Source organism: Panacagrimonas sp., from assembly GCF_965216805.1.
In the GTDB taxonomy this organism is placed as follows: Bacteria; Pseudomonadota; Gammaproteobacteria; order Nevskiales; family Nevskiaceae; genus Panacagrimonas.
This window is the reverse complement of sequence record NZ_CBDCGN010000002.1, coordinates 931,745-944,780: the sequence shown is the minus strand read 5'-3', so window position 1 is coordinate 944,780 and position 13,036 is coordinate 931,745. Positions and strand designations below refer to the sequence as shown.

At 66.1% G+C, this 13,036-nt stretch carries 13 protein-coding genes; 1 reads left to right on the top strand and 12 read right to left on the bottom strand.

Going from position 1 to position 13,036, the window contains the following annotated elements; translation table 11 throughout:
- Window position 1: 1 nt before the first annotated feature.
- The 10 genes from era to rpoE form a co-directional block, all read right to left on the bottom strand.
- Window positions 2-904, bottom strand: a complete 903-nt coding sequence (gene era / locus ACOOHP_RS04505) for a GTPase Era (protein WP_420465264.1) — start codon at window positions 902-904, stop codon at window positions 2-4.
- Window positions 905-1,134: 230 nt separating this feature from the next.
- Window positions 1,135-1,836, bottom strand: coding sequence for a ribonuclease III (rnc, locus tag ACOOHP_RS04500; protein WP_420465263.1), 702 nt, complete (start codon window positions 1,834-1,836; stop codon window positions 1,135-1,137).
- A 3-nt stretch (window positions 1,837-1,839) separates the two neighbouring features.
- Window positions 1,840-2,226, bottom strand: coding sequence for a DUF4845 domain-containing protein (locus ACOOHP_RS04495; protein ID WP_420465262.1), 387 nt, complete (start codon window positions 2,224-2,226; stop codon window positions 1,840-1,842).
- A gap of 33 nt (window positions 2,227-2,259) precedes the next feature.
- On the bottom strand, window positions 2,260-3,054 hold the full coding sequence (gene lepB / locus ACOOHP_RS04490) for a signal peptidase I (RefSeq protein WP_420465261.1): 795 nt from the start codon (window positions 3,052-3,054) through the stop codon (window positions 2,260-2,262).
- Window positions 3,055-3,078: 24 nt separating this feature from the next.
- Complete coding sequence (gene lepA, locus ACOOHP_RS04485; protein ID WP_420465260.1) at window positions 3,079-4,881, bottom strand: translation elongation factor 4; 1,803 nt, start codon at window positions 4,879-4,881, stop codon at window positions 3,079-3,081.
- 108 nt (window positions 4,882-4,989) lie between these two features.
- Entirely contained in the window at window positions 4,990-5,253 is a 264-nt protein-coding gene (locus tag ACOOHP_RS04480; protein ID WP_420465259.1) for a glutaredoxin family protein, read from the bottom strand.
- A gap of 9 nt (window positions 5,254-5,262) precedes the next feature.
- Window positions 5,263-6,735, bottom strand: a complete 1,473-nt coding sequence (locus ACOOHP_RS04475) for a Do family serine endopeptidase (protein ID WP_420465258.1) — start codon at window positions 6,733-6,735, stop codon at window positions 5,263-5,265.
- A 30-nt stretch (window positions 6,736-6,765) separates the two neighbouring features.
- Window positions 6,766-7,869, bottom strand: coding sequence for a MucB/RseB C-terminal domain-containing protein (locus tag ACOOHP_RS04470; protein WP_420465257.1), 1,104 nt, complete (start codon window positions 7,867-7,869; stop codon window positions 6,766-6,768).
- The gene (locus ACOOHP_RS04465; RefSeq protein ID WP_420465256.1) at window positions 7,866-8,480 is read right to left on the bottom strand and encodes a sigma-E factor negative regulatory protein; all 615 of its coding nucleotides are present in this window, start codon (window positions 8,478-8,480) and stop codon (window positions 7,866-7,868) included. Before ACOOHP_RS04465 ends, ACOOHP_RS04470 begins: the two co-directional genes overlap by 4 nt.
- Before the next feature lie 108 nt (window positions 8,481-8,588).
- Complete coding sequence (gene rpoE / locus ACOOHP_RS04460) at window positions 8,589-9,167, bottom strand: RNA polymerase sigma factor RpoE (RefSeq protein WP_420465255.1); 579 nt, start codon at window positions 9,165-9,167, stop codon at window positions 8,589-8,591.
- 93 nt (window positions 9,168-9,260) lie between these two features.
- On the opposite strand from rpoE, the gene nadB reads away from it, so the two are divergent.
- A complete protein-coding gene (gene nadB, locus ACOOHP_RS04455; protein ID WP_420465254.1) occupies window positions 9,261-10,856 on the top strand; it encodes an L-aspartate oxidase in 1,596 nt (531 codons plus the stop codon).
- Window positions 10,857-10,958: 102 nt separating this feature from the next.
- Here the strand turns inward: nadB and ACOOHP_RS04450 are convergent, their stop codons facing one another.
- Entirely contained in the window at window positions 10,959-11,447 is a 489-nt protein-coding gene (locus tag ACOOHP_RS04450; protein WP_420465253.1) for a methylated-DNA--[protein]-cysteine S-methyltransferase, read from the bottom strand.
- Between the two features lie 4 nt (window positions 11,448-11,451).
- Window positions 11,452-12,897, bottom strand: a complete 1,446-nt coding sequence (locus ACOOHP_RS04445; RefSeq protein ID WP_420465252.1) for a DNA-3-methyladenine glycosylase 2 family protein — start codon at window positions 12,895-12,897, stop codon at window positions 11,452-11,454.
- Between the last annotated feature and the right edge of the window lie 139 nt (window positions 12,898-13,036).

Genomic DNA, 13,036 nt, shown 5'->3' with positions numbered 1-13,036 from the left:
CTCAGTCGCCGCTCAATCCGAACTGCTTGAGCGACTTGGGATCGTCGCTCCAGTTGTCGCGCACCCGGCACCAGAGCTGCAGAAACACCTTGCCGCCCAGCAGCTTCTCGAGTTCTCGTCGCGCGGCGGTGCCGACCTGTTTGAGCGTGCCGCCGTCTTCGCCGATCACGATCTTCTTCTGCCCTTCGCGCTCCACCCAGACCACCGCGCCGATGCGATGCATCTCGCCCGGACCGCGCTGCAGGGGCTCGACCGCGTACGACTCGATGGCCACCGTCAGCGCGTACGGCAGCTCCTTGTGCAGCAGTCGGGTGAGTTTTTCGCGAACCGTTTCGGCCGCCAGAAAGACATTGTCATAGCCGACGATCATGTCCGGTGGGTACAGCGGCGGACCTTCCGGCATGCGGCCAAGGATCTCCGCCGCCAGGACCTGCACGTTGTATCCCTTGGTCGCCGACAAGGGCATGATGAAGGCGAAGTCGCGCAGCGCGCCCAGGCGCTCCAGTTCCGGCAACAAGCGTGACTTGTCGGTCACACGATCGACCTTGTTGATTACCAGCGCCACCGCAGCGCTCACCCCGCGCAGGCGCTCCAGCACGGCCTGATCCTCGTCGGTCCAGCGCAGCGACTCCACCACGAACACCACCAGATCGACATCGTGCAGGCTGTTGGCGGCGGCGTCGTTCATGGCGCGGTTGAGCGCGCGCCTGGCCTGCTGGTGCAGACCGGGGGTGTCGACGAACACCACCTGCCCTTCGGGCCGGTGCAGCACCCCCTGGATGGCGTGGCGCGTGGTCTGCGGCTTGTGCGACACGATGCTCGCCTTGCGCCCGATCAGCGCGTTGAGCAGCGAGGATTTGCCGACGTTGGGCCTGCCGATGAGGGTGACGATGCCGCTTTGCATGATGGTCTTCAGAGGGCACAGAGAGGGAACTCGCAACCAGAAACGCACTTCTGCCGCAGATGCATACGGATCGACACTGACAAAAGCCTAAGGCCTTGGCCTATTGACGCGGATCACGCCGATGAACCCGGATATTTCGGCCATGAGGCGCAAACACGTGCGGGATGCGCGTCAGATGCGATGTGTCTCCCCACTCAGTGTCGATCCGTGAGCATCCGTGGCCAGGAACTTCAGCCGGTTGAGACCCCGCTGAGTCGCTCCAGCAACAGCCGCGCAGCCTGTTGTTCCGCAACGCGGCGACTGCTGCCGCTGGATTCGGCAGAGACATTCGCGTCGGTCAGTCGGGCGCGCACCGAGAAGTATCGCCGATGTGCGGGGCCGCTTTCCGACAGCACCTCGTACTGCGGCAGCGGGCGGCTGCGCCCCTGCAACCATTCCTGCAACTGGGTCTTGGGGTCTTTCAGCGATTCGGCGTCCGGCAGATTGCCCAGGGCCGCGTTGAACACGGTGGCACAAACGGTCCGCATGGCGTCACCACCGGCGTCCAGGTACACCGCAGCAACCAGGGCCTCGAGGGCGTCGGCCAGCACCGAATCGCGCCGCCAGCCACCGCTCTTGAGCTCGCCCTCGCCAAGCTGCAACAGCGGCCCCAGGTCCACTTCGCGCGCCATCGCTGCCAGCGCGCCTTCACGCACCAGGCTGGCGCGCAGCCGCGACAGATCGCCCTCCCCGGCACGCGGCTTGAGGCGGTACAGCCGCTCGGCCACGTACGCGCTGATCAGCGCATCGCCCAGAAACTCCAGCCGTTCGTTGTTATCCGAAGAGTAGGAGCGATGCGTCAGCGCCTGACGCAGCAGCAAGGGCTGCGCGAAACGGTGCCCGATGCGGCGCTGCAGTTCGGCCCACAGACGCTCGTGCTCGGAGCCTTGCAACGCTCAGGTGCCCGGCGCCTTGCGCATCAGATGATCGCCCTTGAAATGCACGACCACGTAAACGTTGTAGAACAGGTTCACCCGCGCCTCGTAGTCGTAGGCCAGCAGGCGGCCGCGCGAGGAGCGCTTGACCTTGATGTCCTTGGCTTCGACCTGATCGATGTAGTCGATGTCCCAGCGCCGCTGCAGCGCCGAGCGGATCTGCTGCACATTGGCGTTGCCCATTTCGGGATCGTCGGCGACGTTGGACACCACGCGCGCCACCGTCATGTGGTTCAGGTACAACGGCCCGACCTTGATGACCACGATGGCGATGAAGCCGATCGCGGCAAACACCAGCAGCAACCCGAACCATCCCATGCCGCGCTGTCGCTTGATGGACGCCTGCATGTGCTCCCCTCCCCGACGGACCCGGCCGCTAGATTAGCGGATGCGGGTGCCGATCCGGGAAAAATTGGGGCGCCCGATACTGCCGTCCCAACTCATCCAGATGAAAAACGCCTTGCCGACCAGCAGGCGCTCGGACACCGTGCCCCATCCGCGCGAATCGAAGCTGCCGTCGCGGTTGTCGCCCATGGCGAAATACTCGCCCTCCGGCACGGTGAACTCGAAATCCTGCGGCGGCTCGTCGGGGTTGACGATGATGTGGTGCTCGTGTCCCGGCATGGACTCCCGCATCCGATAGGCGGTGCCGCCGGGCAGCTTGGGCGCCGTGTACGCGCCGTCCGGCGTCTGCGCCAGCGCCTCGCCGTTGATGTAAAGCACCTTGTCGCGATAGGCCACGGTATCGCCCGGCAGACCAACGATACGCTTGATGAAGTCCACCGACGGATCGCGCGGCCAGCGGAACACCACGATGTCACCGCGCTCGGGACGATCGCCTTTCAGGAATTCCTGGTGGAAAACCGGGTCGCGCAGCCCGTAGGAAAACTTGTTGACCAGGATGAAGTCGCCGACCAGCAAGGTCGGGATCATCGAACCGGAAGGGATGCGGAAAGGTTCGGCGACGAAGGAGCGCAGCACCAGCACCGCCAGAATCACCGGAAAGAACGAGCGCGAAAAATCGATCAGCCAGGGCGCCTTGGCGGCATCGCCGATCACGCCACGCCGTTTGCGCGCCAGCCACAGCGCGTCCAGGGCCCAGCCGATGCCGGTGAGGATCGTCAGGATCGTCAGCAGTACGGCGAAATCGAAATGCACATCGCTGGCGGCTTGCATCGCTACCCCTGGTTATGGCTCGGGTTATTTTTTGCGGTCGACGCCGAGCACGGCGAGAAAGGCTTCCTGCGGAATTTCCACATTACCCACCTGTTTCATGCGCTTCTTGCCCTCTTTCTGCTTTTCCAGCAGCTTGCGCTTGCGCGATACGTCGCCGCCGTAACACTTGGCGGTAACGTCCTTGCGCAGGGCCTTGACGGTGGAACGCGCGATGATCTTGGCGCCGATGGCGGCCTGGATCGCCACATCGAACATCTGCCGGTGAATCACTTCCTGCATGCGCTCGCATAGATCGCGGCCGCGCGGATACGCGGTATCGCGATGCACGATACTGGCCAGGGCATCGACCTTGTCGCCGTTGACCAGCACGTCGAGCTTGACCAGGTCGGCGCTCTGGAAGCGGGTGAACTCGTACTCGAAGCTGGCGTAGCCGCGCGACACGCTCTTGAGACGGTCGAAGAAATCCAGCACCACCTCGGCCAGGGGCATCTCCACTTCCATCTGCACCTGCGCACCCAGATAGCGCAGGTTCTTCTGCTGCCCGCGCTTTTCCATGCACAACTGCATGACCGGACCCACGTAAGCATGCGGCATCAGCACGCGCGCGGTGATGATGGGCTCGCGGATGTCCTCGTAACCGCCAGCCTCGGGCAGGTCGGCGGGGTTGTCGATGCGTCTGATCTCGTTGCCGGGCAGTTCGACCTCGTACACCACGCTGGGCGCCGTGGTGATCAGATCCAGGTTGTATTCGCGCTCCAGCCGCTCCTGCACGATCTCCATGTGCAGCATGCCCAGAAAGCCGATGCGAAAGCCGAAGCCCAGCGCGCCGGAATTCTCGGGTTCGTACTGCAGCGCGGAATCGTTCAGGCGCAGCTTGGACAGGGATTCGCGGAAATCCTCGAAATCGTCGGCGTCGATCGGAAACATGCCGGCGAACACGCGCGGCTGAATCTTGCGGAAGCCCGGCAGCATCTGCGTGCAGGGATGGATGCTGGTGGTCAGGGTGTCGCCCACCGGCGCCCCGAAAATATCCTTGATGCCGGCGATCAGAAAGCCGACCTCGCCGGTTTCCAGGCGGTCCTTGAACATCCGTTTGGGTGTGTGCACGCCGAGCATGGTGACCTCGTGATCCTTGCCGGTGGACATCACGCGCACTTTCTGGCCCTTCTGGATCGAGCCGTTGACCACGCGCACCAGCGACACCACGCCCAGGTAGTTGTCGAACCAGCTATCGACGATCAGCGCCTGCAGCTTGGCTTCGGGGTCGCCCTTGGGCGGCGGCAGGGTCTTGACCAGAAGTTCCAGCACCTCGGCCACGCCCTGGCCGGTCTTGGCGGAGATGCGCAGCGCGTTCTTGGCCTCGATGCCGATCACCTGCTCGATCTCGTCGGCCACGCGCTCGGGCTCGGCGTTCTGCAGGTCCACCTTGTTGAGCACGGGCAACACTTCCAGGTGCTGCTCCAACGCGGTGTAGCAATTGGCCACCGACTGCGCTTCCACGCCCTGGCTAGCGTCCACCACCAGCAGAGCGCCCTCGCAGGCTTCCAGCGAGCGGCTCACTTCGTAGCTGAAATCGACGTGCCCGGGCGTGTCAATCAAATTGAGCTGGTAGACCTGACCGTCGCTGGCCCGGTAGTCCAGCGACACCGCCTGGGCCTTGATCGTGATGCCGCGCTCGCGCTCGATCGGATTGTTGTCCAGCACCTGCGACTGCATTTCCCGCGCCTCCAAACCGCCGCAGAGCTGGATGAAGCGGTCGGCCAGGGTGGACTTGCCGTGATCGATGTGCGCGATGATGCAGAAATTGCGGATATTCGCCAGATTCATGGCAGCGGTTACAAGTAGCGGAAATGTCGGCGAAAAGGTCGTGGAGTATACCGGTTCGCGAAGTCTTCCACGGCGCCCGCGCGCGGCGTGGAGCCGCCCTGCGGCCGCTCAGACGGCGCTGCGGCGCCGTCGTTCGCGCAGCCAGTCCTGCAGCGCGTCAGCATCGAAGTGTCCCTCGCAAACCACCTCGTCCCAGGCATCCAGCAACACCGGAACGCGCAGGCCGTAGCGTCGCTGCCGCTCGGCATCGTGGTCGACATCGATCACGCCCAGTTGCACGCCGGCCGCAGCCAGAACCGGGCGCAGGGCCTGTGCCATCTCTTCGCATAGCCCGCAGCCGGTTCGACTCAACAGCTGCAACTCGGCACTCACCCGCAGCGCTCAGCGGCCGCCCGGCACTTCGGTGGCCGGCGGAATCTGCAACGGCACGAAGGTCGGCGCGCCGTCGCGGCTGACCAGCACCGGCACGCTGCTGTCCGGCGTCAGACGCCCGGTGACTTCGGCCAGACGCTCGGGGGAATCGATCTCCTGCCCCGCCACCGACAGGATGGCGTCGCCGGGCCGGATCCCCGCCACCGCGGCAGGCCCGCCGAAAACCTGATCCACCAGCACACCGCCGGAAAGGATGCGCATCGCGCGGCGCTGATCGTCGGTCAGCGGCACCACGCTCAGGCCGAGCAGGCCGGCGGACGGCGTCGGCTGCGGCGGCGCGGGTGTCAGGCTGGCGCGCGGCGACTCTTGCAGCGTGCCGACCTCCACCCGGAAGTCCAGCGCCTTGCCGTCGCGGATGATGCGCAGATTCACCACCTGCCCCGGATCGACGCTGCCGACCAGCGGCGGCAGGCTGGTGGAGCTGGCCAGCACCTCGCCGTTGAACGACAAAATGACGTCGCCCGCCAGGATGCCGGATTCTTCGGCCGGGCTGGATGGCATGACCTTGGCCACCAGCGCGCCCTCGGGCTTGTCCATGCCAAACGACTGCGCCAATGCGCGATCCACTTCCTGCACCACCACGCCCAGCCAGCCGCGGGTGACGCGGCCGGTGTCGCGCAACTGCCGCGCGACCTTGGCGGCAACGTCGATGGGAATGGCGAAACTCACGCCCTGGAAGCTGCCGGATTGCGAATAGATCTGCGAGTTGATCCCCACCACTTCGCCGGCCAGGTTGAACAGCGGGCTACCCGAATTGCCCGGGTTGATGGCGACGTCGGTCTGCAGGAACGGCACGTACTGCTCGGACTGCAGATTGCGGCCCTTGGCGGACACCACCCCTGCGGTCACCGAAAAGTCGAAGCTGAACGGCGAGCCGATTGCGAACACCCACTGGCCGGGCCGCAACCGGTTGGAGTCGCCGATCCGCACGGCTTGCAGTTCGTCGGCGTCGATCTTGAGCAGTGCCAGGTCGGTTGGCGGGTCCACTCCGATGATCGTGGCCGGCAACTGCCGCCGGTCTAGCAGGCGCACGATGACTTCTTCGGCGTCCTGCACGACGTGATAGTTGGTGAGGATGTAGCCGTCTTCCCATAGCACAAACCCGGACCCCAAAGGCTCGTCCTGTGGCGTGTCGGGCAGTTCGTCTGCATGGGGGGAGCCTTCCTGGAATCGCCGCAGCCAGTCCGGGCTGTCATTGCCATGCGGAGACGCCAGCACGCCAGGGCGCGGGCTGTGCACCGTACTGATGTTGACCACCGAAGGGCTGTTCTTGTCGACCAGATCGGCCAGATCGGGAAAGCCGCCAGGCCCGGAGCAGCCGGCGATCAGCAACGCAGAACCCATGATGGCGGCGACAACCGCGCCAGAGCCAGTCTGCACCGGCAGAACGAATCGTTTGGAAAGGGCGGACGCGAGGAACATCGCCCCATTGTATCCGGCTACACCGCGAACTCAGCGATCCACCGCGCCGCCGGCTGCAGCCTCGCCCGGTTCGCTGACCACCAGCGTCGGCGGGGCGGGCGCCAAGTCACGGGGCTCGAAGCTGTCGCCGATCATGCGGATGGTGCGGCGCGGTGCTTCTCCCAGCACCATCACCTGCGTGGTACCGACCATGCGGCTGTAGGCATTGAGCGGACCCATCTGATCCAGACGCTGGCCGCTGCCGGCGGTCGGCGCCTGGCGCCGCTGAATGCGATACACCGACACGGCGCTGAGACCGTCGGACAGCACGAGGTGCTCGCGCACCCCCGCAGGCGAGGCGCGAATCTCGCGGCGGATCACGCGAAAGCCCGGTGGCAGCTGGCTGAATGCAGGCTCTGCGGCTTCCGCCGCCACGGCGGCCGCTTGTTCTTCGGTCATCGGTTCGCGCTCGTGCGCCTGGGCGATGGCGTCGACCGCGGCCTCGGTGGATTCGCGCACCTCGGCCACCGGGATCTCAGCGTCGAAAGCGGAGTCGGGGATGCTGTCGGGAAAGCGCACCTCGGTAAAGAACATCTGCTCCAGCAGGCGGCCGTCGGGCGCAACCAGGCTCAGCTTGAGCGGCAGGCCGGTGGCGTCGTCGGCCCAGATCTCGTAGCCATAGCGAAATTCGTCACGCGGCGCGATGGCGATCCCCCGACAGATGCGACCGGCCACGCGCGCGGTGCCGATTTCGCGCAGCTCGTAGACCCGGGCGATCTGCTGCAGGCGCTCCGGCGTCAGTGCCCGGAACAGACCCTTGGGGGTGGACGCCGGCCGCGTGGCCGTGAGATGACGATCCTTGGGGAGCAGACAGGTCAGCTTGTCGTTCTGCTTGAGGACTTCGCGGACTTCGCCAGTCATGGACTGCACGCGCTCGCGCTCGGAGCCGTCGGCAAAGCGATGGGTGACGCGAAAGGTTTCGAGTACGTCGTCGCCGCGATAGACCACGACGCCTTCGTAGTTGGCCAGGCGTGTGGCCTCGCTCATGCGGACCAGCCACTCGCCGGGTACCGCATCGGCCGCGCTGGCGACGCTGCCGATCAGGCTCAGGGCGATCGCCCCGACTGCCCAGCGCGACTTGGCGCGTGGGCTCACGGTTGCTCGCTCGGCTCCGGCCGATAGTCGGCCGTATGCGCCGCGAACCGCGCATAGCGCAGCGTGCTGCCCAGGCCTTCGCCCGCCACGGCAGAGCTGTGATCCATCAGATACTCGCGCAGCATCTGTGCATGGGCCTCGTCGCCAGCGACGGCCACCGGCTGCACTGCGCGCGCATCGCCGCGATTCCAGTGCGCCAGGGTGCCGGCCGCGGGGATTCCATTGGAAGGCGTCGGATCGACGGTGCCGGACTGCGGTTGCAGCAGGAACACCGCGGCGGCGCCAACCGAGGCGGCGGCCGCGAATCCGATCAGCGGCTTCCACGCCGCGGTGCCGGTGAATCGCTGCCGGCCGCTCCGGCTGGCCTTGTGCACGGCCAGATCGACCACCTTGGCGTCGGCGGCCGCGGGAGCGGGATCCAGCCGGCTCATCACGGCATCGCAGATGCAGGGCTGGTGGAGCGGAACGCTGACGCCGGCGCGGGCGTCGCGGGCCAGGCACATGCGGCTCCACTGTCGCGCCAGTTCGGGCGACCGCTCGATCTCACCGAGCAGCCGATCCGTTTCCTCGGCGGAACATTCGCCATCCAGCAGGGCAGACAGAGAATCCATGACCATCGTGGACACCATTTTTCTAAAAGTTGCTGCAAGCACGCCCGCAGACCTCAGCTAAACCGCAGCTTAACGGGAAAGTTCCTGACAGATGACAAAAGGCGGCACTCATCGCGACTCGATCAGCGGTTGCAGCACCGCGTCGATCGCCTCGCGGGCGCGGAAGATGCGCGAGCGCACAGTACCGATCGGACAGCTCATGGCCTCGGCGATCTCCTCATAGGACAGACCCTCGAGCTCGCGCAGGGTGATCGCCTGACGCAAGTCCGGCGGCAGCTTGGCGATCGCCTCTTCGACCTTGTGGCGAATCTCTTCGGACAGCAGCACCGCTTCCGGGGTGTCGACATCGGACATCTGCTCGGTGTGGCCGTATAGCTCGGCCTCTTCGACATCGATGTCCTGGTTGCTGGGCCGGCGGTTGCGCGCGACCAGGTGATTCTTGGCGGTGTTGATGCCGATGCGATACAGCCAGGTGTAGAACGCGCTCTGACCGCGGAAACCGTTGAGCGCACGCCAGGCCTTGATGAAGGTTTCCTGCGCGACGTCGGGCGCGTCGGCATCGCCCACCAGTCTGCCGACCAGTTGCACGATCTTGTACTGATATTTTCGGACCAGCAGCTCGAATGCGCGTTGGTCGCCCTGCTGGGCACGCTCGACGAGCTGTTCGTCGACAGGTTCTTCGCTCATGGGGAAACGTTCGGGCAGAACCCCAGGCTGCCAAGCCTATCCCTGGTTCCGCGTTCATAATCGCCGCCAGTCTAGCAATCCGGACCGGGGAGCATGAGTTCCGACATTCTGATATTGGGCAGCGGCGCCGCCGGCCTGACCCTGGCCTTGCGCCTGGCGCAGGCCGGCCGCAGGGTCACTGTGGTATCCAAGACGCGTCTGGAGTCGGGTTCCACCCTGTGGGCGCAGGGCGGCATCTCCGCCGTGCTGGACGCCACCGACACCCTTGAGGACCATGTGCGCGACACCCTGACCGCCGGCGGCGGACTGTGCGACGAAGCCGTGGTGCGCTACACCGTGGAGCGGGGCCCGGCCGCAATCCGCTGGCTGGTGGACCAGGGCGTGGCCTTTACCCGCGACGATGACGATCCCACCGGCTCGCGCCTGCACCTGACCCGGGAAGGCGGCCACAGCCACCGGCGCGTGGTGCACGCCGCCGACGCCACCGGCCGTGCAGTGGAAACCACGCTGGCGACGCTGGCAGCCAACCATCCCAATATCCGCATCCGCGAGCGTGCGGTGGCGGTGGACCTGATCGTCGACCCGGACAGCCGCAAGGTTCAGGGTGTGTACCTGTACGACCGCGCCAGCAAGGAGGTGGAGGCCGTGCCGGCCAAGGTGGTGGCGCTATGTACCGGCGGCGCCAATCAGGTGTACCTGTACTCGTCGAACCCTTTCGGCGCTTCGGGCGACGGTATCGCCATGGCCTGGCGCGCTGGTTGTCGCGTCGCCAACATGGAGTTCATGCAGTTCCACCCGACCTGCCTGTATCACAAGGATTCACGCAGTTTCCTGATGACCGAGGCGCTGCGTGGCGAGGGCGGATATCTGCGCTTGCCCGGCGACAACGGCACCCCGGGTGATCGCTTCATGTTGCGTTTCGACGAGCGGGCAGAATTGGCGCCGCGCGATATCGTCGCGCGCGCCATCGACCACGAGATGAAACGCCTGGGCCTGCGCCATGTGCTGCTCGACGTCACCCATCTGCCGGCGGATTTCATCAAGGGTCATTTCCCGGGCATTTACGCGCACTGCCTGGAACTGGGTCTCAACATCACCAAGGACCCCATCCCCGTGGTGCCTTCGGCGCACTTCACCTGCGGTGGCGTCATGACCGATTTCGCCGCGCGCACCGATATCGACAGCCTCTACGCCATTGGCGAAGTGGCCTGCACCGGCTTGCACGGTGCCAATCGCCTGGCTTCCAACTCCCTGCTCGAATGCCTGGTGTTCGCCGCGGCGGCGGCCGACGACATCCTGCAGCGTCTGAATACTCTGCCCGCGCCCTCGCCGCTCAAGCCCTGGGACGCCTCGCGCGTGCGCGACTCCGACGAAGACGTGGTGGTCAGCCACAACTGGCTGGAACTGCGCACCTTCATGTGGGACTACGTCGGCATCGTGCGCACCACCAAACGCCTCAAACGCGCGCTCAACCGGGTGGAATTGCTGCAACGGGAAATCCAGGACTACTACGGCAACTACCGCGTCAGCCATCACTTGATCGAGCTGCGCAATCTGGTGGTCTGCGCGGAGTTGATCGTGCGCTCGGCCCTGGAACGCAAGGAAAGCCGCGGCCTGCACCACACCCTGGACTTTCCGCAGAGCCTCGCGCAAACCGGGCCGACCGTCCTCGCGGGGCTCCGATCATAGACAGCGGCGCGGGCCGACTGCCCCTGGCGTACTCACATCAAGGGCGAGCCGCGCCCGCCATCGGGCCCGTCTACCGAGCACAGACGGCGGCCTCGGACCGCCCTACAGAAGGGTTTGCTGCTGTGCCTCGTGCGCCAGCAACCAGCGCTTGCGTTCGATGCCACCGCCGTAACCGGTGAGCGATCCGTTGGCGCCGATCACGCGATGACAGGGCACCACGATGGAGATCGGGTTCTGGCCGTTGGCCAGACCCACCGCGCGGGAGGCGGTGGGTTGCCCGATACGGCGCGCCAGCTCGCCGTAGCTGATGGTTTCGCCATACGGAATCTCGCACAGGCCCGCCCACACCTTGCGCTGAAACGGTGTGCCGGCGCCGTCCAGATGCAGATCGAATGTGCGCAGATGTCCGGCGAAATAGGCCTCCAGTTGCGCGCGCACCGGGGCCAGCGCAGCGTCGTCACGCTCGCCGATCTGTGCGGCCGATGGCCCGCCCTTGTGCGCATCCATGAAAACACCTGTCAGCACCCCGTCCGAGCCCAACAGCAGCAACGGTCCGAGCGGACTGTCCATATGGCTGTGAAAAATGTTCATGAACTCACCCTCCCGCCTTAACGCTGTGCCACAGATGCAGCGCGGCGTAGGCACGCCACGGGCGCCAAGCCTGCGCGGCGTCGATGACCTCGCGCGGACGCTTCACCGCCAGCGCTTTCATCAAGCCCAAGTCCGACGCCGGTAGTGCGTCCGGATCGCGCAGCGCGCGCATGGCGATGTATTGCGTGGTCCAGGGACCAATGCCGGGGATGGTCTGCAGCCGCGCCGCGCTCGACTCGGGATTGGAACCGGCATCCAGCACCAACTCTCCGAGCGCCAGCGCGCGGCTCAGGTCCGCAATGGTCTGCGCACGGCGCTGCGTCAGCCCCAGATCGATCAACTGCTGCACGCTGGCCTGGGCGACGCGCTCCGCCGTCGGCGCGTAGAACTTCAGCCCGGCATGCGGCGTAACGGCGGGCTCACCGAAGGCCAGGGCGAAGCGGCTGAACAAGGTCGTCGCGGCCTTGACCGTCACCTGCTGGCCCAGCACCGCTCGCAGCGCCAGTTCGAAACCGTCCATCGCACCCGGTACGCGCAAGCCTGGCGTCGCCAGCAACAGCGGGGCCAGCCTGGGATCGCGCTGCAGTTGCGCGTTGATCGTGTGCGGATGCGCGTCCAGATCGAACAGCCGGCGCAGGGCCGGCATCAGGCTGGCGAGCGCCGGAATCAGACCCGCGGAAACCTCGACCTGCAACATCGGGCGCCCGCTGACTGGGCCAGCGACGATCCAGCCGCGGTGCGCGCCGATGCGCACCGTGCGCAGGTAGCGGTCGCCCTCCGCGTACTCCACGCCCGCCGCGCCGCGGCCGGTGAGGAATCCGAGCAGCACGTCCCAGGCCAGCGGTGGCCGGTACGCCAGTTGCAAGGTCACGCCCTGGCCCAGCGTCGCGGAGGTGGAGCGGCGCATCGCGACCGGATTCAGGCCGTAGCGGTCGCGAAACAGGTGATTGAAGCGACGCACGCTGGCGAATCCGCTGCCGAGCGCGACCTGCGCCATCGGCAAGGCAGTTTCGGTGAGCAACTGCTTGGCCAGCAGCAGGCGGCGCGTCTGCGCCAGCTGCACCGGCGTAACTCCGAACTCCGCGACCACCGCACGTCGCAACTGACGCGAGGACAGCCCGTACTCTGCGGCCAGGCGCTCGAAACCTTCGTCGTTCAAGGCGCCGGACTCGATGCGCCCGAGCGTCCAACGCGCGGCGCTGCGCACGGCGTCGACCGGCGCCACGCCCGGCGCCAGTTCCGGCCGGCAGCGCAGGCAAGGCCGGAAACCTTCTATCTCCGCCGCGGCCGCCTGGTAGAAGAAACGACAGCGGTCACGCCCGGGGGTGCGGGCCGTGCATACCGGCCGGCAATAGATGCCGGTGGTTGAGACGCCTACGAAGAAGCGGCCGTCAAAGCGGGCATCACGTGCACGCAGCGCCTCGTAGCAAAGATCCGCATTCAGTTCCATGCGCCTAGTGTGGGGCGTACGCGCAGCGCTGTCTGGCCGTTTTCGGACACGCGAGCGGGGCTGTCGCGGATTGCCACAAGGGCAATCTGCGCCGCGAGCGCCGCACCGGGTTCCCGGTGCGGAAGCGCTCCGCACTACC